We start from the raw sequence: 22,281 nt of genomic DNA, 5'->3' as shown, positions 1-22,281 counted from the left end.
CAATGCAGGCTGACGCAGCCCACAAGGTATGATGTCGCGGTTTTCCGCCGGAGTTCAGCCGTAATGCCACACATCACCCACTACAAATCCCCATGCCCCGAAGGCGTCAACAGCCAGATTCTGCAAATGGTCGTGGATTACCTGACCGACATCAGCGCGGTCGGACTCGGCCCGAGCAATCTGTTGTACAACGTCTATCAATACGCGGTCGGCTATGAGGTGCATCTGTATCTGGAAGCGTTGAATGGCGAGAAGGGCACTGACGTGGAATTGCTGGTCGCCACCGATGAAGATGATCCGGAGCAGGTGATCGGTTTTCTGTTGTACCTGCCGGTGCAGGGTGATTGGGAAGCCTGCAGTGTGGCCTACATGGCGGTGCGCGAAGGGCATCGGCGTCAGGGCGTGGCACGGGCGATGATCGGTGCAATGGTCGGGCGTTATCCCCACGCGGAACTGGCGTGCACGGTCGGCAAGGTTCCCTGTTTTGAAGCGTTGGGCTTTGACGTGATCGGCTCGCGCGAAACTCAGGTGCTGATGAGCACCCGTCATTACCGCAGCAACGGCCTGCGCGGATTTATCGATACCACACCGATTTACCGGTCGCTGGAAGTGCAGCAGATCCATACCTATCTGCTGCAGAAAAACGGCAAGCGGGCGATGCTCGACGCTGAGAAACAGCGCGATCGACACCTCGATCAGACCACCCGCCACACCGAAGAATTTGTTCGGCAACGCCTGACCCTGCACTGATCTCACATCGGTAAAAAGCCCTTGCTGTGCATCCCGCAGCAAGGGCTTTTTTGTGCCTGCCATTCAGCCGAGTTTGACGTTCATGGTGATGCGTGCCGTGAACACTTTTTTACCCTCGGTATCGTGAATGTCCACGTTAACGACCTTGTCGCCCGCGCTTTGCCAGTCCACGCCTTCACCACTGGCCACCGCCGTCACATCGGTTTTCGCCTTGGCCAGGTACTCCACGGTCATGCCTTTTGGGATCCAGCGTGCGCCGGCCGGGATCGACACATCGGTCATCATCCCGGCCGCCAATTCAGCGGCGTTACACATGGCAATGGCATGCACGGTGCCGAGGTGGTTGGTGATCTCACGACGGAACGGTACTTGTACTGTCGCCGAGTTCGCACGCAACTCGGTCACCAGCGGGTTGATGCTGCTGAAGTACGGCGCGACCTGGCAGGCCATCTGGCTGAACGCCTGCGGACCTGCGCTGTTGAACATGCTGAGAAACTGACTCATGGAAACGCCTCGCTGAAAGTGATTTTGCAGAATAATGTTCCGTTACAGAATAATGTTCTGTAACGGAACGGTATTCTGTCCGCGGGAAATCTGTCAACCTGTGCGTTCTTTTTCATGGGCACGACGTGTGTCTTTCAACCCAGACTTTCAGGCAATGAGCCGCATGGACACCGCAGATCTACTTGAGCGCAGCTACCCCGGCCGCCGCGCCGAACTCAAGCGCGATATCTTTCGTAAGGCGCTGAGCCTGTTCAACGAGCAGGGTATCGAGGCCACCACCATCGAGATGATTCGCGCCGAGTGCGACACCAGCGTCGGGGCGATCTATCACCATTTCGGCAACAAGGAGGGCTTGGTCGCCGCGCTGTTTTTCACCGCGCTGGAGGATCAGGCGCGCCTGCGCGATGCCTATCTGGAGGCGGCGCAAACCACCGAGGAAGGCGTGCAGGCGCTGGTGTTCAGCTACGTCGATTGGGTCGAACGTCAATCGGAGTGGGCGCGCTTCCAGTACCACGCACGATTTGCCGTGACCAAAGGGCCGTTCAAGGACGAACTGGCCGAGCGCAACAAGACCCGCAATCTGCGCCTGCGCGACTGGCTGGCCGAATCAGGGCGCGCTGCCGAACTCAAGGCGCTGCCCGCCGAACTGTTGCCGTCGTTGATCATTGGTCAGGCCGACAGTTACTGCCGTGCCTGGCTGGCGGGGCGGGTGAAGGGCAGTCCGGCGGACTATCGCGAGTTGCTGGCACAAGCGGCCTGGCGCTCGATTCGCGTCGATGCGCTTGCGGACCGCTGATTGGCGCAGACAAAAAAAGAGCCTCAAAGCTCTTTGATGGGGAGGAAGTAGAGCCCGTGAGGCTCAAGAGGCGCATTAAGCAAGGCACGGGCTTGATTGGGGTTCAGAGCACCCGTGCCTACGCAGCGCTCGATAGAGCGGAGCCACTGCGTGATTCCATCGTAGGAGTGTGCAAGTGACGGCTCAAGTACCGCCAGTCGCACGGGCAACTAGACGCTGGCCTCTTTCATGAATGTTCACAGACTCTCTGTAGGTGTTTTTGCTGTGTCAGCGGGCGCCGGGCCAGCCTGATTTTTCGAGGGCTGCGAGCAGGGTTTGCGCATCCAGTCCCGGTACGGAATGCCCATTACCTTCGGTGCTGTCACTGGCCAGCAAGGCATTGATGATCGCTTCTTCAACCGCCTCGGTCGCGGCCAGGAACAGCTCGCTGATGTGGTCATTGTTGACCATGCGCAAACCGTCGCAGGTCGGCGCGCCTTTGCCTTCGTAGGCAGCGGGCGGCACGTGATCATTGCCGGTGGCGAAGGCGATGAAAATGTCGCCGCTGTGGTCCTCGTTACCGCCGCCGGTGCGCGCCAGACCGAGGCTCGCGCGCTGCGCCAGACGTGTGCACTGATGCGGCAACAGCGGCGCATCGGTGGCCAGGCAGACTACGATCGAACCCATGCCCGGATGCGGCAATGAGGCGCGCAGGAACGGCGAATCTTTCTGTTCCATGTAGCGCCCGACCGGGTAGCCATCGACCCGCAACTCGTTGCGAATGCCGTGATTGGCCTGCACGATCGCGCCCACAGTCCAGCCGCCCTGGGCAGCGTTCAAGCGCCGCGACGAAGTGCCGATGCCACCCTTGAATTCATGGCAGATCATGCCGCTACCGCCGCCGACGGCGCCTTCCGTGACAGGACCATCCACGGCGGCGAAGAGCGCTTCGGCGACGTGTTCAGGCTGGACGTGAAATCCGTTGATGTCATTGAGCAAACCGTCAAACGTTTCCAGCACTACTGGCATGTTCCAGTAGAGACGACCGTCGTCGGGTTGCTGCTGGCGATCCAGTGCTACCAACGCATCACGCACCACACCGAGGCTGTGGGTGTTGGTGAAGGCAATCGGACTGGTCAGCAGGCCGGCCTCGCGAATCCACTCAAGTCCGGTGGCGTCACCATTGCCGTTGAGCACATGCACGCCGGCAAAACACGGTTGCTGATTGGTCGAGCCCGGGCGCGGTTCAATCAGCGTGACACCGGTGCAAATGTCGCGCCCGGCGCCGCTGCGGCCGCGCACGTTGCTGTGGCCGACGCGCACGCCGGGTACATCGGTGATGGCGTTGAGCGGGCCGGGATGCAGTTGGCCGATGCGGATGTTGAGGTCACGGGCACGAGGTTTCATTGGTTTCTGTCTCTCTAAAAAATGCGGGGTTGTGCACTGACCCTGTGGGAGCGAGCCTGCTCGCGAAGGCGTCGGCACTTTCAACACGTCAGTGCCTGACCCACCGCTTTCGCGAGCAGGCTCACTCCCACAGGGTTTTGTGAAATGTTCAAAAAACGGGTTACTGGCCGTTCTTGACCTTGCTCCACACCCGCGTGCGCACGCGCTCGGTGGCTTTGGGCAGGGGTTCAAGGGTGTACAGCGTGGCCATCGCCGTGGCAGACGGATAAACCGCCGGGTTATCCCGCGTGGTGGCGGCCACCAGCGCTGTCGCCGCGCGGTTGCCATTGGGGTACGACAGATGATCACTGACCGGTGCGATCACTTCCGGGCGCAGCAGATAGTCGATAAAGGCCAGGCCCTGAGGACGGTTCGGCGCGTCTTTGAGCAACACCAGCGTGTCGAACCACACCGGCGCGCCTTCCTTGGGCAGGCTGTAGGCGATCTTCACGCCGTTGTTGGCTTGCTCGGCATTGGTCTTGGCTTCGAGCATCGCCCCCGACCAACCCACCGCTACGCAGATGTTGCCGTTGGACAGGTCGCTGATGAATTTCGATGAGTTGAAGTAAGCGATATGCGGACGCAATTTCAGCAGCAGCGCTTCGGCTTTTTTATAGTCATCAGGGTCGGTGCTGTTGGGTGGCAAGCCGAGATAATGCAGGGCGACCGGCAGCATCTCCGACGGCGAATCGAGCATCGCCACACCGCACTGGCCGAGTTTGGCGAGGTTGGCTTCGTTGAACACCAAGTCCCACGAGTCCACCGGCGCCTTGTCGCCCAGCGCCGCGCGCACTTTGTCGATGTTGTAACCGATGCCGTTGGTGCCCCACAGGTACGGCACCGCGTACTGATTGCCGGGATCGTTGTTGGCCAGTTTCGCCAGCAGGTCGGCATCGAGATTCTTCCAGCCCGGCAGTTGGTCGCGCGGCAGCGGGGCGAGGGCGCCGGCCTTGATCAGCGTCGGCAGGCTGAAGTTGCTGGCTACCACCACGTCGTAGCCGCTGCGGCTGGTCATCAGTTTGCCTTCGAGGACTTCGGCACTGTCGAAGGTGTCGTAGACCGGCTGGATACCGCTGTCGCGCTGGAAATCGTGCAGGGTGTTCGGGCCGATGTAGTCGTACCAGTTGTAGACGTGCACGCTCGGCGCGTCGGCGGCCATGGCCATCGAGGTGGCGCCAATCCCGGCCAGCAGGCCCAGTTGGATACTGAGGTTGATACAGCCTCGGTGACGACGCATGATGCGGCACTCCTGGCCTGTGCAGGCCGGTGATGAACAGGAGTGGTCAGCCTATCGGGCTGGCCAGGCCTGACCCATTCCCATCATGGGTTACTCAAAAGGGGTAGTGCGTGGACGCGTTGCTGCAGGAGTTGCCAGTGCATCAAAGCCTGGCCCGGGTATTTGCCGGTGTTGGCCAAGAGGGTTTCTGGCGCGCGCTGGTGGACACGTTGCGTTTGCTGGTGCCGCTGGACAATGCGCTGGTAGCGTTGATGCAAGCGGGGCAGGCGCCGCAGTTGCTGATCGACTTCGACAGCAAGGGTCGCCCCGACGAGCAGGAAGAACTGGCCAGTTACAGCGCCGGCATGTACCTGCTTGATCCGTTTTATCAGACCGCTTCGACCGGTATTGCCGACGGCTTGCACAGCCTCGCCTCGGTGGCGCCGGACCAGTTTCTGCACAGCGAGTACTACCAGAGCTACTTTCGCTCGGTGGTGGGCGAAGACGAGTTGCAGTTCATGATCAACGTCGAGGGGGGTGTGCTCGGTTTGTCATTGGGCCGTTCGACGCTGTTCGACATGGCCGAGCAGGGCCGACTGCTGTGCGTGCGTGACTGGGTGTTGGCGGCGATGCGTCGGCATGCGCAGTTGTTGCCGCCGCAGGGCGCGGTGGCGCAAACGCCGGTCGGGGATCTGGCGACGTTGCTTGACCGCTTCGATGCGCGGCTGACGCTGCGTGAAGTCGATACGGCGCGGCTGATCTTGCAGGGTTTCTCCAGCAAGGCGATGGCCCAGCAGATGGGCATCTCGCCGGAGACGGTCAAAGTGCATCGACGCAATCTGTATCACAAGCTCAATGTCACCGGGCATGGTGAGTTGTTTGCGCTGGTGTTGCGTCCACCAACTCCCTGATTCACCACAAAACCTGTGGGAGCTGGCTTGCCAGCGATGGTGCTATGTCGGGCGATGAAAATGTCGACTGCGCCGTCCTCATCGCTGGCCAGCCAGCTCCCACAGGGGGCCGTGGTGTTTGCGCGATGGCGGGGTGTCAGGGGGTGCGGTGGAAGACTAAAGCCTTGAGGCCGCTTTCAGGGTCAATGTCCGGAAACTCCGGTGGATTCTCCAGCCGCTGCTCAAAGCGCAGACTCGGCGCTTCCTGGGTCACGCCATCAATCAAAAAGTCCGAACCGAACGCCGGGTCATTCATGCACGCCAGCACCGTGCCTTGCGCCGTGAGCAATTCCGGCAAACGACGCAGCACGCGCCGGTAATCCTTGGTCAGCAGGAAACTGCCTTTCTGGAACGACGGCGGATCGATGATCACCAGGTCATACGGACCGCTATTGATCACCTTGCCCCAGGATTTGAACAGGTCGTGACCGAGGAAACTGACTTTGCTCAGGTCATGGCCGTTCAAGCGATGATTGTCGCGGCCACGGCTCAGGGCCGCGCGGGACATGTCCAGGTTGACCACATGGTTGGCGCCACCTTCGATGGCCGCCACGGAAAACCCGCAGGTGTAGGCAAACAGATTCAACACTCGCTTGCCGCTGGCCTGTTCGCGCACCCAGTTGCGCCCGTAACGCATGTCGAGAAACAGCCCGGCGTTCTGCTTGCGGCCCAGGTCGACGCGGTACTGCAAACCGCCCTCGACGATGCTCATTTCATCGATCTCATCCCCCAGCAGCCATTCGGCGGTGCTCTGCGGCAAGTAGCGATGCTGGATCAGCAACGTGTGGGCGCCAGACTGTTTCCATTCGACGGAACCGGTGATTTCCAGCAGCAACGCCTTGAGATTGTCCAGTTGCTCAGGCGCCGGCTCCTTGAACAGCGACACCAGCACCACGCCTTGCAGCCAGTCCACGGTCAACTGCTCCAGCCCGGCCCAGCGGCGTCCGCGCCCGTGGAACAGGCGACGGGTTTCGCTCGGTGCGGCCGCGAGGGCCGGCAGCAGATGGGCATGGAGGGTGGCGAGGGCTTCAGGGGTCATCGGTCAGGATCGGTAAGCAAAAGGGCCGGCATTTTAACCACAAATACACCGCTGCGAACGATCGCCGCTGACGGGCAAAAGCGCCGTTTCGCAAAAGACCTGTATCAAAAATGAATTTCTGCAGAGCCCGCCGCTCATACCAGTTAAGCAGCGGATTCAAGCCGCTAAATCGTTAATGCAATTCAGGGAGTGCAGTTCCATGTGCCCAATACCGACAGCGGACGAGCACCTTCCTGGCGGGTTGATTCTGGTGGTTGAAGACGATCCGTTGATTCTGGAGTTTCTCTGCGAAATTCTTCAGGAGGAAGGTTTCAGGGTCGAGCCGCAAACCAGCGCCGACGCCGCATCACTTTACCTTGAGCAAAACGCCCCGAACGTGGCGTTGCTACTGACCGACATCACCATGCCCGGCACCCTTAATGGCGCGGACCTGGCCAACCTGGTCGGCGACCGCTGGCCAGACAAACCGGTGATGGTCATGTCCGGTTATGAAACGCCCGAGACCTCCGGGGTCAAGCATTCGGTGGCGTTCATCAAAAAGCCCTGGGCCATCGGTCAATTGCTCGACTGCGTCGACAGCGCCTTCAAATCCAAGGCATCGCGCCTGCACTGACACGCTGGGTGAATCGACCGGGCAAGTGCTACATTGCCCGCCCGGTTTTTTGCCAGAGGATGCGACCCTTTGTCTGCTCACGATGCTGTATTCGATCACGCGTTCGGCGCGTTTCTGTTCGACATGGACGGCACTGTCCTCAATTCCATCGCCGCCGCTGAGCGGATCTGGTCAGCCTGGGCTGTGCGCCATGGCATCGATGTGGAAACCTTTTTGCCGACCATTCACGGCGCGCGCGCCATCGACACGATCAATCGTCTGAACCTGCCGGGCGTGGATGCCGAGGTGCAAGCGGCGTTCATCACCAAGGCTGAAATCGAAGACGTCGAAGGCATTGTCGAGATTCCCGGCGCCGCGGCTTTTCTCAACAGCCTGCCTGCCGATCGCTGGGCGATGGTGACGTCGGCGCCACGGGATCTGGCGTTGCGGCGGATGGCGGCGGCGGGGATTCCTGAGCCTGCGGTGATGATCACCGCTGAAGATGTCAAGGCCGGCAAACCTGATCCGGCCGGCTATTTACTGGCGGCCAAGCGGCTTGGTCTGGAAGCGCGTGATTGCCTGATTTTCGAAGACGCCACCGTCGGCATTCAGGCTGCTGAAGCTGCGGGTGCGCCATTGATGATCATCACCACGACACATCAGCATCCGCTGGAAACGGTCCATGCGACGTTGGCCAGTTATGCTGCGGTGCAGGTCAAGGTCGACAGCGACGGCAAACTTCACCTGCAAAAAAACTGACACAACACAGTCCCTGTGGGAGCTGGCTTGCCAGCGATGAGGCCCTGTCAGTCACTATAAATTTGACTGAACCACCGCTATCGCTGGCAAGCCAGCTCCCACAGGGTTAAGTGTTGCCCTGTGGTCAGTAAACCCCCGGCAGCAACCGCCAACTCCGCGCGCAATAAGCCTCGTACTCCGCCCCAAATTGCGCACGCAGCAGGGCTTCTTCCGAGTGAATCCGGGCAATCAACGGGATCAGTGTCAGCGCCGCCAGCATCAGTCCGACTACCGAACGAAACGCCAGCGCCCAGCCCACGGCATTGATCACCAACCCCAGATAACTCGGATTGCGCAGCCGTTGGTAAATGCCATCGGTGACCAACCGGTGCCCCGGCTGTATCGCCACCAACCCACTGAACCGCCGCCCCAGCACAAACACCGGCCACAATCGCAGCGCGCCACCGACGATAAACAGCAACGCGCCGAGCCAGCGCATGCCTTCAGCGCCCACCGTCCAGAAATTCACCCGGTCGCAATAGGCCGGCAAAAAACCACTGACCAGCCCGATCACACCAAACGCTGGAATCACCCAACGATTGGCGCGGTCCTCACGTTCGCCAGAGCTGAGGTTGACCTCGCTGAACAGTGAGGCGATCACCATGGCCACCGTCGCCAATGCCACGACCACCAATGAGCCGTGGGAAAAGAACATCGCCACACCGCCAATGCCCCACACCGCCAGACCCAGCCAGGCAAGGGTGGCGAGTACCGCGACAACGGTCATTTGCGCAGACATTTTCATGGTCACCTCACGGCTGGGGGCGTATCCGTTGAGTGTAGAACGCCCGAGGGCAATGGTTGTGGCTGCTGGCCTCATCGCGGGCAAGCCCGCTCCCACAGGGATTTGCGGCGTACAAAAAGTTCAGGCTCACCCATGAACCTGTGGGAGCGGGCTTGCCCGCGATGAGGCCCGTTCAGTCAGCGGAAATCTCATTACCTGTCAAAACGGTGCGGAAGGTCTCGACCAATGGCCGCAAATTGATCCGGTGCCACGCCGCCCACAATGGCGTGGTCAAGGTCAGCCACGGCAGCTCCCGCAACACCACACCCGGCGGCGCGTTATGGCTCAAACCCTTCTGAATCATCGCAATCCCCAACCCCGACGCCACCAGCCCCAGCGCAGTAAACGGCTCGGTCGCCTGCATGCGCACATCGGGGGTGAAGCCTGCGCGGATGCAGGCGCTGGCAAACTCATCGTTGGCATCCTGACGCGGCTGCACGCCGATCCATTCCTGATCGGCCAGATCCTCGGGGTTCAACGCCGCTTGCTGCGCCAATGGATGATGTTCCGGCAGCGCCAGCAGCATCGGATCATCCAGCACCTGAAAGCCCAACAGATCCGGATCGTCATCGGTCGGCGGCTCACTCACCAACGCGATATCGAGACTACGCTGTCGCAAGCCTTCCAACTGCTCGGCGGAACTGAGGTTGTACAGCGCGACATGCACATTCGGCCGGTCCACGCGCAGCACGCGCAAGGCATTGGGCAAGACGCCGGCGTGCATGGCGTTCTCGATATAGCCGATGCACAAACCGCCTTCCTCGCCACGGCCCAGGCGTTTGCCGAGTGATTCGAGGCGACTGGCGTGGGTGAGCAGGGCACGGGTTTCGGCAAGAAAAGTCTGGCCGTCGCGGGTCAGGCGAATGCGTTGCTGGCTGCGCTCGAACAGGGTCAGGCCCAGGCGTTCTTCGAGCTGGGCGATCTGCCGGCTCAGTGGCGACTGGGAAATATGCAGCCGTTCGGCGGCGCGGCCGACGTGTTCTTCCTCGGCGACTACAACGAAGTAGCGCAATTGGCGGATGTCGATCATGTCAGACCTATAGGGACTCAAGTGCTGCGCATTATGTCTTGGACGGTCTCGGTGTCGCAATCTAGGATCTGCTCAACGGTCACACAGACCCAGAACCTATCGAGGAAAAACCCATGAGCTTGAAAGACAAACTGCCCGGCCAACTGGGCTTCGGCACCGCCCCCCTGGGCAATATGTTCCGCGCCATCCCCGAAGAAGAAGCGCAAGCCACCGTGCATGCCGCGTGGGATGCCGGTGTGCGTTACTTCGACACCGCGCCCTTCTACGGCTCCGGTCTGTCGGAGATCCGCCTCGGTGAAGCGCTGAAGCAATACAAGCGTGACGACTATGTGCTGAGCAGCAAGGTCGGTCGGGTCATCCTCGATGAAGTCGAAGACGCCGCTGCCCGTGATCTCGGTGAGAAAAGTGGAGTATTCGAACACGGTCGCCCGAACAAGATCGTCAATGACTACAGCGCCGATGCAACGCTGCGTTCGATCGAGGACAGCCTCAAACGCCTGCAAACCGATCGCCTCGACATTGTCTGGGTGCACGACATCGCTCAGGACTTCTACGGTGATCAATGGCTGGAGTACTTCAACCAGGCCCGCACCGGCGCGTTCAAAGTCCTCACCCGGTTGCGCGAAGAAGGCGTGATCAAAGGCTGGGGCCTGGGTGTGAACAAGGTCGAGCCGTGCGAACTGACCCTCGACCTCAGCGAGGCGCAGCCGGATGGATTCCTGTTGGCCGGTCGCTACACGCTGCTCGATCACGAACGCCCGCTGCAACGGTTGATGGATTCGGCCCGAGCGCAGAACGTTGAAATCGTCGTCGGTGGCCCTTATAGCTCTGGAATCCTGGCCGGTGGCTCGCACTTCGAATACCAGCAGGCCAGCCCTGAAGTCATCGCCAAGGTCGAGCAGATCAAACGCATCGCCGCTGCTTACAACGTCGATATCAAAGCCGCTGCGCTACAGTTTTCGCTGGCCAATCCCGCTGTTGCGGCGGTGATTCCCGGGGCCAGCAAACCCGGCCGAATTGCTGAAGACGTCGCTGCATTGTCAGCCGTTATTCCTGCCGGTTTTTGGCAGGCGATGCGCGACGCCCAACTGGTTTCCGAACGTGCACCATTGCCAATCGATGAGGTGAAAGCATGAAGATTGATCTGAGTGGAAAACTGGCCATTGTCAGCGGCAGCACTGCTGGTATCGGCTTGGGTATCAGCCAGTCGCTGGCCGAAGCCGGCGCCACGGTGGTGGTGATCGGCCGCGACACGGGCAAAGTTGAACAGGCGTTGGCGAGTATTCGCGAGAAAGTTCCGGGTGCGCAGTTGCGTGGTTTGGCTGCCGATCTGGGCACCGCCGAAGGCGCACAAAAACTGTTTGCCGCCGAGCCGCGTGCGGACATTCTGGTGAACAATCTCGGCATCTTCGACGCCGTTGATTTCTTCGAAGCACCGGACAGCGAGTGGACGCGCTTCTATGAGGTCAACGTGATTTCCGGCGTGCGCCTGTCTCGGCATTACGTGCCGGCGATGGTCGAGCAGGGCTGGGGCCGAGTGATTTTCCTGTCCTCGGAATCCGGCGTCGCCACACCGGCCGACATGATCAACTACGGCGTGACCAAAAGCGCCAATCTGGCGGTGTCCCACGGTCTGGCCAAACGTCTGGCTGGCACCGGCGTGACGGTCAATGCGATCCTGCCGGGCCCGACTTTCACCGATGGCCTGCAAGACATGCTCAAGGATGCCGCCGCCGAATCCGGGCGCAACCTGCGCGATGAAGCCGACGCCTTTGTGCTCAAGGCCCGCCCGACCTCGATCATCCAGCGTGTCGCGGATGTTGAAGAGGTGGCGCATTTGGTGACCTACATTGCATCGCCGCTGTCCTCGGCCACTACCGGCGCTGCTCTGCGCGTCGATGGCGGCGTGGTCGACAGCCTGACTATCTGAATTCTGGAGAGACGTTTATTTATGCCAACAGCATCCGCAACCATCGATATTCCGGTTTCGGCCGATCAGGTCTGGCAATTGATCGGCGGCTTCAACACGCTGCCCGATTGGCTGCCTTTTATTCCCAACAGTGAATTGAGCGACGGTGGCCGTGTGCGCACCTTGCAGACCGCTGACGGCGGCGTGGTGGTCGAACGTCTGCAAGCGTTCGACAACGCCGCGAAGACTTACAGCTACTCGATTGAACAGGCACCGTTTCCGGCGACTGATTACCTGGCGACGATCAAGGTTGAAGCACAGGGGCAGGGCGCACGGGTGACGTGGTCGGGGCGCTTTAACGCCAAAGGCGTGAGCGATGAGGAAGTGGTGGCGCTGTTCAACGGCATCTATCAGGGTGGTCTCGAGGCACTCCGAGCCAATTACCCCGCTTAATCATCCAGCACAAAAACCTGTGGGAGCTGGCTTGCCAGCGATTGCGGTGGTTCAGTCACCTTATACGGCGGCTGACCGGCCCTCATCGCTGGCAAGCCAGCTCCCACAGGGACTGCGTCGATTTGGAGTATCGGCAGAATCAGGAATTTTCGATCAGGCTCTGCCGGCAATCGAGCACCAGTTTCGCCCCGCCCAAATCGCTGCTGCCGACTTCAAGACTGAAGCCATGCAAGCTGACGATCGCTGCGACGATCGACAACCCCAAGCCAAACCCACCCTGCGGCTGTCCGCCCTCGGCACGATAAAAGCGCTGGAACACCGCCTCACGCTCAGCCTCGGGAATCCCTGGCCCGGAGTCGTGCACTTCAATCCGCGTCTGCCCCCCGGCGTTGACGCCACGCAGCATGACCGTGCCGCCGACCGGTGTGAACTTGATCGAGTTGCTCAGCAAATTCGCCAGCGCTTCGAACAACAACGCCCGATCACCATTGAGCAGCGGCAGTGTCTCCGGCATGTTCAGGTCGAAACGCAGCTCGCCTTCCTCGGCCAGTGGCAGGTAAAACTCATGCAACTCTTCGAGCAACTGCACCGGATCGAGTTGGACAAAACCTGAACGGCGCTGACGATCTTCCAGCTCGGAAATCCGCAACAAGCCGCGAAACCGCGCCATCAGCGTGTCCGCTTCCGCCAGCACCAGATCCAGTTGCGCGGCCTCCTGCGAGCCTTCGCCGGCCTGCTGCTGCATGCGATACAACTGCGCGCGCAGGCGCGTCAGCGGCGTGCGCAAATCGTGGGCGATGTTGTCGCAGACGCCTTTGACTTCATTCATCAAGCGCTCAATGCGCTCCAGCATGGCGTTGACGATGGCGGCGAGCATGTCCAGTTCATCGCGGCGATTGGACAGTGGCAAACGATGCGTCAGGTCGCCGGCGACAATCGCCTGGGCGCTGTCCTGAATCGCCCGAATCCGTCGCAACGGCCGACGCCGCAGCAAATGCCAACCGGCAATCCCCGGCAGGATCGTCAGCGACACGCCCCAGAACAACGCATGCAAAATGATCCGCGTCACCGCAAACAGCGAGCCGTTGTCGCGCAGCAACACCAGCCAGCGACCGTCGCGGGTTTGCGTGGCGACCGCGTCGCAGCTGTCATTGGGCAGAGTCGGGTCATCGGAATCGGCGCAGTCGGCGAGCATGTGGATCTTGCCGTCCAGCGGCAGGCCTTCGGGAATCTGCTGCAATGCACCGCCGAGGTAAACGCCATCGGCATCGAACAAGCCATAGGCGTCGATGCCGCGAATATCGAAGGTCATGCTGGCGGCGAGGGCGTCTTCCAACTGTGCGCCGCGAAAGTGCGAAAACAAGTGCTGACGTTGCATCAGCGAATGTTTGGCGAGGTTGTCGAGATAGCCGGAAACCTCGTAATACATGACCCCCATGAGGATCGCGCTCCAGGCCACGAACAACGAGCTGTACAGCGCCAGCAAGCGGCTACTGGAGGAACGCCAGCCGTCAGACGGGTTCGGCAATGACATAACCTGAACCCCGTACCGTGCGGATCAGCGGCACATGGCCGACCGCGTCGATCTTCTTGCGCAGACGGCCGATGTGCACGTCGATCAGGTTGGTGCCGGGGTCGAAGTGATAACCCCAGACCTCTTCGAAAATCATCATCCGCGAGAGGATCTGGCCGCTGTTGCGCATAAGGAATTCGAGCAACTTGTATTCGGTCGGCAACAGCGTCAGCACTTGTTCGGCACGGCGTGCTTCATGGCTGATCAAATCCAGTTCGAGGTCGGCCACCTGCAAGGTTGTCGCCTGAGTCGCGCCGCTGTTCTGTCGGCGCAGCAACACTTCAACTCGCGCGGCCATCTCGTCGGTGGCGAATGGTTTGGTCAGGTAATCATCGCCGCCGGCGCGCAAGCCGCGCACACGCTCGTCTACATCAGAGAGGGCGCTGATCATCAGGATCGGTGTGGCCACGCCCATGGTGCGCAGGGTGGTGACGATGGCCAGACCATCGAGTTCGGGCAGCATGCGGTCGAGGGTGATCAGGTCGTAATTGCCGCTCACGGCGCGGTCGAGGCCTTCGCGGCCATTGTCGACCCAGTCGACTTCCAGCCCGTGGCTGCTCAGTTCGGCGACGATTTCCCGCGCAGTCACGGCGTCGTCTTCGATGGTCAAGATACGAGTCATAGGCAGGCCTGCTGATCGGTTCAAACGGAATGGCAGCATTTTGCCAAGAAATTCCGCTGACGCTTTAAATTAACTTTCATGTTGTAGCTGTCATTTGCGCGCCTTGGGGATTTATTTGCCGCAACGTTGATATCATCTGGCCACAATTTCCATCAGGAGTGGTGCCGTGCGTCTTTCGATTCGCCGTGGCTGGATGCCGATCACCGGTCTGTTGCTGGTGTTGTTCAGCGCCTCGGCATGGGCGGCCAACACGCCGTGTTCCGGCAAAAAGGGCGGGATTGATCGCTGCGACGGTGATCTGTTCCTGTGCAATGACGGCTCCATCAGCGGCTCGAAGAAAAGCTGTGCGGCGATGTTTGGCGAGCAGCGGCAGGCCCGTCCGCAAAACCTCCTGCAAAGCGATGATGGCTGCGCCTGCGGCTCCGGTTCGTTTTGCACCGGCCCACGTGGCGGGGTGTATTGCCTGACCCCAGGCGGTAACAAGAGCTACAAACGCAAATAACTGGCATTTGTGCCAATGCATAAAACCCGCTGTTATCCGGCCCTTGTTGCAATTTGCATGGTCCTGGGAAGTTCATTCTTTATAACTGATTGAAACAAAAGGATTTATTTATTTTTCGCGACTGGCACGGTCACTGCAATTCCTCTGATGACGAGTTGTAACACCATTTTTCATGCCTGGAGCAGAACAACAATGAATAGATCCCCTGATGGGTTTTATCCCGCCGTTGAAGAGTCGAGCAGCGTTTCGGGCGTGTCCTGGGGCGCGATTTTCGCCGGTGCTGCGGCTGCCGCAGCCCTGTCGATGATTTTGGTCCTGCTCGGGTTCGGTTTGGGTTTCTCTGCCGTTTCACCGTGGGCCGGAGAGGGCGTCAGCGCCAAGGGCCTGGGCATTTCAACGATTGTCTGGCTGGCGGCGACGCAGATCATCGCTTCCGGCATGGGGGGCTACATCGCCGGTCGCCTGCGGGTGAAGTGGGCGAACATGCACGGCGATGAAGTGTATTTCCGCGATACCGCGCACGGCTTCCTCGCCTGGTGTGTGGCGACGTTGGTCACTGCGGTTCTGGTGGTCGGCTCGGTCAGCAGTGTGATCAGTGGTGGTGTGCAGGCCGGTGCCAGTGTTGCCGGCGGTGCCGCCAGTGCCATGACTCAAGCGGCCGGTTCTGCTGCGGCCAACACCGACAGCAACCAGTATGGCTACTACATCGACAGCCTGTTCCGCGATGACCGTCCGGCCTCCGTCAGCGATGATGCCGCCCATGGCGCCGTGGCCCGGATCTTTGCGCAAAGCCTGGCCAACGGTCAGCTGAGTGCCGAAGACCGTACCTACCTCGCGCAACTGGTCGCCCAACGGACCAACCTGACTCAGGCCGATGCCGAGCGCCGCGTCGATGAAATCTACGCCCGCACTCAGAAAGCCCTGGCCGACGCCAAGCTGAAAGCTCAACAAGCCGCCGACACCGCCGCGAAAGTCGCTGCCTGGACTTCGCTGTGGATGTTCATCTCGCTGTTGGCCGGTGCGTTCTTCGCCAGCCTCGCGGCTACTTACGGCGGTCGTCGTCGGGATGCCGTCGAGTACGTAGAAGTCGACACCTACACCACGACCACTCCAGTCCGTTAAACAAGGAGCATGACCATGCGCTCACTACTGCTGTTTTTCCTCGGCGTACCGATCCCGATCATCATCCTGATCGCCCTGTTCGTGCACTGATTGCTCGATTGAGGCGCATGCCTCGGCCGCTTCCACCTTCGGGTGGAAGCGGCTTTTTGCTTTCTGCGGGGGCAACGGCGAGAATCGCCGCCGGAAGTGGATTGGCCGCTTTTACCTCTTTTTAAGGATGAACACGTTGGACAAGAAGGAAATCAAACGCCAGTTGGTGGAAATGCTCGAAGCCGGGCGCTCGAAAACCGAAACGTTCAAAGCGTTGTCGGGCGGTGCGGTCAAAGATCGCGTGTTGGCGGCCTGGATCGGGGGGCGTCCGGATCCGGCCCTCAGAGAAAAGCATTCACTCAAAGTCACTCTGCTCGTAGTGTTGACCTGCATCCAGGCATTGATCGGCGCAGTCTTCGGTTTCTTCCTGTTCTATGACGCAAGCGCCGGTCTGGCACTGACCATGCTGCTGATCGCTGGCGGCATTCCGTTGTTGTTTGCATGGGGCTTCTACAAGAACGTGGCGGCGGCTTACACCGTTTACGTCATCCTGACCGTCAGTCAGGTTTCACGCATGTTCAAGGGTTATGAGGAAGATCCGCTGTCGACCGTGATTGCCGTCGGCATCACTCTGGCCATTGTGTTCTACGCCGCCTGGATCAAAACCCTGCTGTTCCCGGACCTGGGTTTCATCGGCGCGAAAAAGATCAAAGGGCAGTTCGTCTTCTCCAATTGATCGTTGGACAATCCAACCGCTTTCACTGGCCTGGATCAATATTTGCTGTGGCGATATCGCCTAACGTAAATGATCCCGGCCTTTGCTGAGGTATGAACTACAGTGCTTCACGCGCACCTTGTTGCGCTGACGGAGTACCCGCGTCGACGCCCCCTCACAGCCACAATAAATGCGTCGACACGGTGTAGTGCAGCAAGGAGCTGACACCACCTCAACCGAACTTTCACGGATGAACATCGCAATGCACTGCCAAGAAAGAACTTTCGATATCCAGCCGTTGGCGCAGGCGGATATGACCGTCCACATCAACGGCCAAGCGGTCACCGCCGCTATCGGCGAAACCGTCCTCAGCGTTATCCAGTCCCTCGGCGTTCGCCAGATTGCCCGCAATGATCACGACCAGATCACCGGCGCCTATTGCGGCATGGGCGTGTGCCAGTGCTGCCTGGTGAAAATCAATGGCCAGCACAAACGCCGCGCCTGCCAGACCGTGGTGCGTGACGGCATGCAGATTGAAACCCGGGTCAACCGCATCACCACGCAAGAGGTGGTCGTATGAACCTGCAACCGGTGATTGTCGGCGGCGGCCCGGCGGGGATGGCGGCGGCCATCGAACTGGCGCGCCACGGCGTGCGCTGCACCTTGCTCGAAGAAGCTTCGCGCCTCGGCGGCGTGGTCTATCGCGGGCCGCTGCGTGATGGCGTGCAACTGGATTATCTCGGCCCGCGCTACTCCGAAGCGCTGGGCAAACTGCACGGTGATTTTCAGGAGCAGGCCGGGCTGATTGACGTGCGCCTCAACCATCGTGTGGTCGGCGCCGAAGGCAGCCGCGCGCTGGTGGTGCTCGATGGCGACGAGCAACTGCACGAGATCGAGTATCCGCAGTTGCTCCTGGCTGCCGGATGCCATGAGCGCAGCGTGCCGTTTCCCGGCTGGACCTTGCCGGGGGTGATCATGCTCGGCGGTCTGCAACTGCAAATCAAAAGCGGCGTGGTCAAGCCGCAAGGGCCGGTGATCATCGCCGGCACCGGGCCGTTGCTGCCGCTGGTGGCGACGCAGTTGCACGCTTCGGGCGTTAGCGTCGCGGGCGTGTATGAAGCCTGTGCGTTCGGCAAGATTGCCCGCGAAAGTCTCGCACTGCTGAACAAACCGCAGCTGTTTCTCGATGGTTTGAGCATGCTCGCCTACCTGAAGCTGCACGGCATCTCAATGAACTACGGCTGGGGCGTGGTCGAAGCCCACGGCGAGGGCGAGCTGAAAAGCGTCAGCGTCGCGCCGTACTCGGCGACTTGGGAACCGGACCTTAGCCGCGTCGAGCGCTTCGAAGCCAAGACCCTGGCGGTCGGTTACGGCTTTATTCCGCGCACCCAACTGAGTCAGCAGATGGGCCTGGACCATGGCTTCAGCGACGACGGTTATCTGCGCGCCAACGCGAACGTCTGGCAGCAAGGCAGCGAACCTCACGTGCATCTGGCCGGCGACATGGGCGGGATTCGCGGCGGTGAGGCGGCGATGCTCGCCGGCAAGATCGCCGCAACTTCTATTCTGCTGCAACGCGGCGTGCTCGAAGAGGAATTGGCTCGCGTGCGCCGCGACCGCTACTTGAGCAAACTCAAAGCCATCGTGCGCTTCCGCGCGGCGGTGGATCGCTACACCGAACGTGGCGTCGGCCAGACTGCATTGCCCGCCGCCGACACGGTGATCTGTCGCTGCGAACACGCGACCCGCGCCGACATTGACCTGGCGCTGGAGCAGGGCGTGCAAGACATTGCCAGCCTGAAAATGCGCACCCGCGTAAGCATGGGCGATTGCCAGGGCAGGATGTGCGTCGGCTACTGCAGCGACCGCCTGCGTCAGGCTACCGGGCGCAAGGACGTCGGTTGGCTGCGCCCGCGTTTCCCGATTGATCCGATTCCTTTTTCCGCGTTCCAGTCTGTCGGCACGGAGGCCGCTGCCCATGAGTAAGTTCTATGACGTGGTTATCGCCGGCGGCGGCGTGATCGGGGCGTCCTGCGCCTATCAACTGTCCAAGCGCAAAAACCTCAAGATCGCACTGATCGATGCCAAGCGACCGGGCAACGCAACCCGTGCGTCGGCCGGCGGTTTGTGGGCAATCGGCGAGTCGGTCGGCCTCGGCTGCGGGGTGATTTTCTTCCGCATGATGTCGGCCAACCGCAAGCGCGAAACCCAGGGTGCGGCGGTAGCCGTGGACGCAAGCACGCCGCACATTCTGCCGGAGTCATTCTTCGATTTCGCCCTGCAATCCAACGCGCTGTACCCGGCGCTGCACCGTGAGCTGAAAGACAACCACGGGATGGATTTCAAGTTCGAAAAGACCGGGTTGAAGTTCGTCATTTACGACGATGAAGACCGGCTCTACGCCGAGCATATCGTCGGCTGCATTCCGCACCTGGCCGATCAGGTGCGCTGGCTCGATCAGGCAGCGTTGCGCGAGGCCGAGCCGAGCGTCAGCCATGAAGCACGCGGGGCGCTGGAGTTTCTCTGCGACCACCAGGTCAGCCCGTTCCGCCTCGCCGATGCCTACATGGAAGGTGCACGGCAGAACGGCGTCGACATCTTCGTCAACACCAACGTCACCGGCGTGTTGCACCACGGCAGCCGCGTCACCGGTGTGCAGACGGCCGAGGGGGGCGTGTTCCACTGCAAGACGCTGATCAACGCCGGCGGTGCTTGGGCGGCGGACTTGAGCGAATGGGCCACGGGGATTCGCATCCCGGTAAAACCGGTGAAAGGCCAGATTCTGCTGACGGAGCGCATGCCGAAGATTCTAAACGGCTGCCTGACCACCAGCGACTGCTACGTGGCGCAGAAGGACAACGGCGAGATCCTGATTGGCAGCACCACCGAAGACAAAGGCTTCGACGTCACCACCACCTACCCGGAAATCGCCGGGCTGGTGCAGGGTGCGGTGCGTTGCCTGCCGGAACTCAAGGATGTGAATCTGAAACGCACGTGGGCGGGCTTGCGTCCGGGTTCGCCGGATGAGTTGCCGATTCTCGGGCCGATGCGTGGGGTGGAAGGGTATTTGAATGCCTGCGGGCACTTCCGTACCGGGATTCTGACCTCGGCGATTACTGGCGTGCTGCTGGACAAACTGGTCAACGATGAGCCGCTGCCGCTGGATATCACACCGTTTCTGGCGGATCGGTTTGCAGTGGCTCCGGTCAAACAGGAGCGCACGCTGGAGATGGTTTGATTCAAGAAACATTGATACTGAATGGGCTGGCGCCATCGCTGGCAAGCCAGCTCCCACAGTGATCGAGTCGTCCCCCTATTCTGTATACGACACCGAACCCTGTGGGAGCTGGCTTGCCAGCGATGGCGCCAGTCAGACCAGCTCTGATATCGGGATCCGTGCAAACACGTCAGCTCTTGCGCGATTCTTCTTCGAGTTGGTCGGATTCAAACAACCGCGCCAGCTCCGCCCGGGCCTCCTGGGCGGTTTGCAGGACTTTCGCCGCATCGTCGTAAATCGCGTGTTGCGCCTCCAGCACCTGTTCGTCGTGATGCTTGAAGCGCTTGATCCGCGCATCGGCCTGGGCCTGAGTCAGACCAAGTCCCACCAACGTGCGCCGGCTCATTTCCAGACTCGAATAATAAGTCTCACGAATCGCCTCCGCGCCAACATCCACCAAGCGGTGTACGTGCTGACGGTTACGCGCCCGGGCGATGATCTTCATGTGCGGATACAGCTTGCGCACCACCTCAGCAGTCTTGATGTTGGTCTCCGGATCATCCGTGGCAATCACGAAATATTCCGCCTCGCCGACCTTGGCCGCATTGAGGATTTCCGGACGCATCGGGTCGCCGTAGAACACCGGCACACCGCCGAAACTGCGCGACAGTTCGATGGTTTCCACCGAGGTGTCCAGCGCGACGAACTTGATGTTCTGCGCCCGCAGAATCCGCGCCACGATCTGACCCATCCGGCCCATGCCGGCGATCACCACCCGTGGCGTGTCAGTGTCTATTTCACGGTATTTTTCCGGCACTTCCACCGGCTGCACTTTCGGGCTGACCAGCCGCGCGCAGAGCAACAGCAACAACGGCGTCACCGCCATCGACAGGGTGATGGTCAGCACCAGCAAGTCATACAGGCGTGGTTCGAACAGGCCCTGATCACGACCGATCTTGAACACCACAAAGGCGAATTCACCACCCGCCGCCAAGACGATACCGAGGCGAATCGCACTGACCTTGCTCAAGCCACCGGCCAGACGCCCGACGACGAACAGCAGCGGCAATTTCAGCCCGATCAACAGCAGCGTCAGCCCCAACACGGTGATCGGCGCGCTGAGCAGCAGGCTGAGGTTAGCGCCCATGCCGACACTGATAAAAAACAGCCCGAGCAGCAGCCCTTTGAACGGCTCGATCTGCGCTTCCAGTTCATGACGATATTCCGAATCCGCCAACAGCAGACCGGCGAGAAACGCCCCCAGTGCCATCGACACACCGACCAGATCCATCAACCACGCCGTGCCGATCACCACCAGCAACGCCGTGGCCGTCGACACTTCCGGCAGACCGGTTTTCGCCACCACGCGGAACACTGGACGCAACAGATAGCGTCCACCGACCACGACCACGGCGATACCGCCGAGCACCTGCAACGCGTGGTTCAGGCTTTCGGCGTTACTGGTGTCGTGAGCACCGCCGGCGAGCATCGGCACCAGCGCAATCAACGGAATTGCAGCGATGTCCTGGAACAGCAGAATCGCAAACGCCAGACGCCCATGGGGGCTGGTCAATTCCTTGCGCTCGGCCAGACTTTGCAGACCGAATGCCGTCGAGGACAGCGCCAGACCGAGGCCGAGCACAATCGCACTGTTCAGCGGTTGGCCAAACACCGACAACGCCAGTACGCCGATCACCGAAGCGGTCAGCAGCACCTGCGCCAGACCGACGCCGAACACCGATTTGCGCATCACCCACAAGCGTCGCGGCGACAGCTCAAGGCCGATGATGAACAGCAGCAACACCACGCCCAGTTCGGAAATATGCGCCACGCTCTGTGGATTGCCGATCAGGCCCAATACCGACGGGCCGATGATCACCCCGGCAAACAGATAACCGAGCACGGCACCCAGTTGCAGACGTTTGGCCAAAGGCACGGTGAGCACGGCCGCGAACAGAAAGACGACAGCGGCTTGCAACAGATTGCCTTCATGGGGCATGGGGGATTACTCCTGACAACGGTACGGCGGGGGTGACAAGGATAAGGGTTACAGCGACTTTTCATCCACCGAAGATCCCCTGTAGGAGCTGTCGAGTGCAACGAGGCTGCGATCTTTTGATCTTGCTTTTGCCTTCGAAGAATCAAGATCAAAAGATCGCAGCCTGCGGCAGCTCCTACAGGGGATCTTCATGTGGTCTGTAATAAGTTGCATCAATTGGTTACATTTATAGCCTAAGCGTATCAATCTCCCGAG

The 22,281-nt window shown here is 60.5% G+C and carries 23 protein-coding genes; 14 read left to right on the top strand and 9 right to left on the bottom strand.

The genetic code is table 11. The features are described 5' to 3' along the window. The first annotated feature begins 63 nt into the window (after window positions 1-63). A complete protein-coding gene (locus tag ACIF4X_RS05775) occupies window positions 64-750 on the top strand; it encodes a GNAT family N-acetyltransferase (RefSeq protein WP_397481329.1) in 687 nt (228 codons plus the stop codon). Between the two features lie 63 nt (window positions 751-813). On the opposite strand, the gene ACIF4X_RS05770 is transcribed toward ACIF4X_RS05775, so the two are convergent. Next, on the bottom strand, window positions 814-1,254 hold the full coding sequence (locus tag ACIF4X_RS05770; protein ID WP_397481328.1) for a hotdog fold domain-containing protein: 441 nt from the start codon (window positions 1,252-1,254) through the stop codon (window positions 814-816). A gap of 163 nt (window positions 1,255-1,417) precedes the next feature. Between ACIF4X_RS05770 and ACIF4X_RS05765 the strand changes: the two genes are divergently transcribed. After that, on the top strand, window positions 1,418-2,050 hold the full coding sequence (locus ACIF4X_RS05765) for a TetR/AcrR family transcriptional regulator (RefSeq protein ID WP_397481327.1): 633 nt from the start codon (window positions 1,418-1,420) through the stop codon (window positions 2,048-2,050). Window positions 2,051-2,317: 267 nt separating this feature from the next. Here ACIF4X_RS05765 and ACIF4X_RS05760 read toward each other — a convergent pair whose 3' ends face one another. Together ACIF4X_RS05760 and ACIF4X_RS05755 are read right to left on the bottom strand one after the other, a co-directional pair. Further along, on the bottom strand, window positions 2,318-3,436 hold the full coding sequence (locus ACIF4X_RS05760) for a P1 family peptidase (protein WP_397481326.1): 1,119 nt from the start codon (window positions 3,434-3,436) through the stop codon (window positions 2,318-2,320). Window positions 3,437-3,596: 160 nt separating this feature from the next. Then, on the bottom strand, window positions 3,597-4,712 hold the full coding sequence (locus ACIF4X_RS05755; RefSeq protein WP_397481325.1) for an extracellular solute-binding protein: 1,116 nt from the start codon (window positions 4,710-4,712) through the stop codon (window positions 3,597-3,599). Window positions 4,713-4,822: 110 nt separating this feature from the next. Here ACIF4X_RS05755 and ACIF4X_RS05750 point away from each other — a divergent pair, with 110 nt between their 5' ends. Then, window positions 4,823-5,602 (top strand): LuxR C-terminal-related transcriptional regulator, encoded by a 780-nt coding sequence (locus tag ACIF4X_RS05750; RefSeq protein ID WP_397481324.1) that lies wholly within the window; start codon window positions 4,823-4,825, stop codon window positions 5,600-5,602. Window positions 5,603-5,738: 136 nt separating this feature from the next. Here the strand turns inward: ACIF4X_RS05750 and ACIF4X_RS05745 are convergent, their stop codons facing one another. Further along, window positions 5,739-6,680: a class I SAM-dependent methyltransferase gene (locus tag ACIF4X_RS05745; protein WP_397481323.1), complete on the bottom strand. Its 942-nt coding sequence runs from the start codon at window positions 6,678-6,680 to the stop codon at window positions 5,739-5,741. Between the two features lie 199 nt (window positions 6,681-6,879). On the opposite strand from ACIF4X_RS05745, the gene ACIF4X_RS05740 reads away from it, so the two are divergent. Beyond that, entirely contained in the window at window positions 6,880-7,293 is a 414-nt protein-coding gene (locus ACIF4X_RS05740) for a response regulator (RefSeq protein ID WP_397481322.1), read from the top strand. Between the two features lie 69 nt (window positions 7,294-7,362). Then, window positions 7,363-8,031: an HAD family hydrolase gene (locus ACIF4X_RS05735; RefSeq protein WP_397481321.1), complete on the top strand. Its 669-nt coding sequence runs from the start codon at window positions 7,363-7,365 to the stop codon at window positions 8,029-8,031. Between the two features lie 124 nt (window positions 8,032-8,155). Here the strand turns inward: ACIF4X_RS05735 and ACIF4X_RS05730 are convergent, their stop codons facing one another. Both ACIF4X_RS05730 and ACIF4X_RS05725 read right to left on the bottom strand, forming a co-directional pair. Continuing rightward, window positions 8,156-8,815, bottom strand: a complete 660-nt coding sequence (locus ACIF4X_RS05730; RefSeq protein ID WP_397481320.1) for a methyltransferase family protein — start codon at window positions 8,813-8,815, stop codon at window positions 8,156-8,158. Between the two features lie 172 nt (window positions 8,816-8,987). Next, window positions 8,988-9,884 carry a LysR substrate-binding domain-containing protein gene (locus tag ACIF4X_RS05725; protein ID WP_397481319.1) on the bottom strand — a complete coding sequence of 299 codons (897 nt, stop codon included), beginning with the start codon at window positions 9,882-9,884 and terminating at the stop codon, window positions 8,988-8,990. A gap of 113 nt (window positions 9,885-9,997) precedes the next feature. On the opposite strand from ACIF4X_RS05725, the gene ACIF4X_RS05720 reads away from it, so the two are divergent. The 3 genes from ACIF4X_RS05720 to ACIF4X_RS05710 are packed head-to-tail and all read left to right on the top strand — an operon-like array spanning window position 9,998 to window position 12,246. Next, window positions 9,998-11,020: an aldo/keto reductase gene (locus ACIF4X_RS05720; RefSeq protein WP_397481318.1), complete on the top strand. Its 1,023-nt coding sequence runs from the start codon at window positions 9,998-10,000 to the stop codon at window positions 11,018-11,020. Next, window positions 11,017-11,814, top strand: coding sequence for an SDR family NAD(P)-dependent oxidoreductase (locus tag ACIF4X_RS05715; RefSeq protein ID WP_397481317.1), 798 nt, complete (start codon window positions 11,017-11,019; stop codon window positions 11,812-11,814). The genes ACIF4X_RS05720 and ACIF4X_RS05715 overlap by 4 nt, the downstream gene beginning before the upstream one ends. A 21-nt stretch (window positions 11,815-11,835) precedes the next feature. Continuing rightward, the gene (locus ACIF4X_RS05710; RefSeq protein WP_397481316.1) at window positions 11,836-12,246 is read left to right on the top strand and encodes an SRPBCC family protein; all 411 of its coding nucleotides are present in this window, start codon (window positions 11,836-11,838) and stop codon (window positions 12,244-12,246) included. A 139-nt stretch (window positions 12,247-12,385) separates the two neighbouring features. On the opposite strand, the gene ACIF4X_RS05705 is transcribed toward ACIF4X_RS05710, so the two are convergent. Next, entirely contained in the window at window positions 12,386-13,780 is a 1,395-nt protein-coding gene (locus ACIF4X_RS05705) for a sensor histidine kinase (RefSeq protein WP_397481315.1), read from the bottom strand. Then, window positions 13,758-14,441, bottom strand: a complete 684-nt coding sequence (locus ACIF4X_RS05700) for a response regulator transcription factor (RefSeq protein ID WP_016986226.1) — start codon at window positions 14,439-14,441, stop codon at window positions 13,758-13,760. Before ACIF4X_RS05700 ends, ACIF4X_RS05705 begins: the two co-directional genes overlap by 23 nt. 193 nt (window positions 14,442-14,634) lie before the next feature. Between ACIF4X_RS05700 and ACIF4X_RS05695 the strand changes: the two genes are divergently transcribed. The 6 genes from ACIF4X_RS05695 to hcnC all read left to right on the top strand — a co-directional run bounded on the left by ACIF4X_RS05695 (window position 14,635) and on the right by hcnC (window position 20,048). Further along, window positions 14,635-14,943, top strand: a complete 309-nt coding sequence (locus ACIF4X_RS05695) for a hypothetical protein (protein WP_397481381.1) — start codon at window positions 14,635-14,637, stop codon at window positions 14,941-14,943. A 192-nt stretch (window positions 14,944-15,135) separates the two neighbouring features. Beyond that, window positions 15,136-16,065: a membrane protein gene (locus tag ACIF4X_RS05690; RefSeq protein ID WP_007914999.1), complete on the top strand. Its 930-nt coding sequence runs from the start codon at window positions 15,136-15,138 to the stop codon at window positions 16,063-16,065. 226 nt (window positions 16,066-16,291) lie between these two features. After that, on the top strand, window positions 16,292-16,831 hold the full coding sequence (locus ACIF4X_RS05685) for a hypothetical protein (protein ID WP_397481314.1): 540 nt from the start codon (window positions 16,292-16,294) through the stop codon (window positions 16,829-16,831). 241 nt (window positions 16,832-17,072) lie between these two features. Further along, on the top strand, window positions 17,073-17,390 hold the full coding sequence (hcnA, locus tag ACIF4X_RS05680; RefSeq protein WP_397481313.1) for a cyanide-forming glycine dehydrogenase subunit HcnA: 318 nt from the start codon (window positions 17,073-17,075) through the stop codon (window positions 17,388-17,390). Then, window positions 17,387-18,796 carry a cyanide-forming glycine dehydrogenase subunit HcnB gene (hcnB, locus tag ACIF4X_RS05675; protein ID WP_397481312.1) on the top strand — a complete coding sequence of 470 codons (1,410 nt, stop codon included), beginning with the start codon at window positions 17,387-17,389 and terminating at the stop codon, window positions 18,794-18,796. Before hcnA ends, hcnB begins: the two co-directional genes overlap by 4 nt. Further along, complete coding sequence (hcnC, locus tag ACIF4X_RS05670) at window positions 18,789-20,048, top strand: cyanide-forming glycine dehydrogenase subunit HcnC (RefSeq protein ID WP_397481311.1); 1,260 nt, start codon at window positions 18,789-18,791, stop codon at window positions 20,046-20,048. The genes hcnB and hcnC overlap by 8 nt, the downstream gene beginning before the upstream one ends. A gap of 169 nt (window positions 20,049-20,217) precedes the next feature. On the opposite strand, the gene ACIF4X_RS05665 is transcribed toward hcnC, so the two are convergent. After that, entirely contained in the window at window positions 20,218-22,026 is a 1,809-nt protein-coding gene (locus ACIF4X_RS05665) for a monovalent cation:proton antiporter-2 (CPA2) family protein (RefSeq protein ID WP_397481310.1), read from the bottom strand. Window positions 22,027-22,281 lie beyond the last annotated feature (255 nt).

The sequence above is a fragment of the Pseudomonas sp. NPDC085632 genome (genome assembly GCF_044541255.1).
Taxonomy (GTDB): Bacteria; Pseudomonadota; Gammaproteobacteria; order Pseudomonadales; family Pseudomonadaceae; genus Aquipseudomonas.
Note: the sequence above shows the minus strand (reverse complement) of the source record. Positions and strands in the feature narration are given on the sequence as shown.

Bases quoted from the DNA above. Each gene is read 5' to 3' on its own strand.
- ACIF4X_RS05775 (WP_397481329.1), top strand. From the start codon at position 64: ATGCCACACATCACCCACTACAAATCCCCATGCCCCGAAGGCGTCAAC.
- ACIF4X_RS05770 (WP_397481328.1), bottom strand. From the start codon at position 1,254: ATGAGTCAGTTTCTCAGCATGTTCAACAGCGCAGGTCCGCAGGCGTTC.
- ACIF4X_RS05765 (WP_397481327.1), top strand. From the start codon at position 1,418: ATGGACACCGCAGATCTACTTGAGCGCAGCTACCCCGGCCGCCGCGCC.
- ACIF4X_RS05760 (WP_397481326.1), bottom strand. From the start codon at position 3,436: ATGAAACCTCGTGCCCGTGACCTCAACATCCGCATCGGCCAACTGCAT.
- ACIF4X_RS05755 (WP_397481325.1), bottom strand. From the start codon at position 4,712: ATGCGTCGTCACCGAGGCTGTATCAACCTCAGTATCCAACTGGGCCTG.
- ACIF4X_RS05745 (WP_397481323.1), bottom strand. From the start codon at position 6,680: ATGACCCCTGAAGCCCTCGCCACCCTCCATGCCCATCTGCTGCCGGCC.
- ACIF4X_RS05740 (WP_397481322.1), top strand. From the start codon at position 6,880: ATGTGCCCAATACCGACAGCGGACGAGCACCTTCCTGGCGGGTTGATT.
- ACIF4X_RS05730 (WP_397481320.1), bottom strand. From the start codon at position 8,815: ATGAAAATGTCTGCGCAAATGACCGTTGTCGCGGTACTCGCCACCCTT.
- ACIF4X_RS05725 (WP_397481319.1), bottom strand. From the start codon at position 9,884: ATGATCGACATCCGCCAATTGCGCTACTTCGTTGTAGTCGCCGAGGAA.
- ACIF4X_RS05720 (WP_397481318.1), top strand. From the start codon at position 9,998: ATGAGCTTGAAAGACAAACTGCCCGGCCAACTGGGCTTCGGCACCGCC.
- ACIF4X_RS05715 (WP_397481317.1), top strand. From the start codon at position 11,017: ATGAAGATTGATCTGAGTGGAAAACTGGCCATTGTCAGCGGCAGCACT.
- ACIF4X_RS05710 (WP_397481316.1), top strand. From the start codon at position 11,836: ATGCCAACAGCATCCGCAACCATCGATATTCCGGTTTCGGCCGATCAG.
- ACIF4X_RS05705 (WP_397481315.1), bottom strand. From the start codon at position 13,780: ATGTCATTGCCGAACCCGTCTGACGGCTGGCGTTCCTCCAGTAGCCGC.
- ACIF4X_RS05700 (WP_016986226.1), bottom strand. From the start codon at position 14,441: ATGACTCGTATCTTGACCATCGAAGACGACGCCGTGACTGCGCGGGAA.
- ACIF4X_RS05695 (WP_397481381.1), top strand. From the start codon at position 14,635: ATGCCGATCACCGGTCTGTTGCTGGTGTTGTTCAGCGCCTCGGCATGG.
- ACIF4X_RS05690 (WP_007914999.1), top strand. From the start codon at position 15,136: ATGAATAGATCCCCTGATGGGTTTTATCCCGCCGTTGAAGAGTCGAGC.
- hcnA (WP_397481313.1), top strand. From the start codon at position 17,073: ATGCACTGCCAAGAAAGAACTTTCGATATCCAGCCGTTGGCGCAGGCG.
- hcnB (WP_397481312.1), top strand. From the start codon at position 17,387: ATGAACCTGCAACCGGTGATTGTCGGCGGCGGCCCGGCGGGGATGGCG.
- hcnC (WP_397481311.1), top strand. From the start codon at position 18,789: ATGAGTAAGTTCTATGACGTGGTTATCGCCGGCGGCGGCGTGATCGGG.
- ACIF4X_RS05665 (WP_397481310.1), bottom strand. From the start codon at position 22,026: ATGCCCCATGAAGGCAATCTGTTGCAAGCCGCTGTCGTCTTTCTGTTC.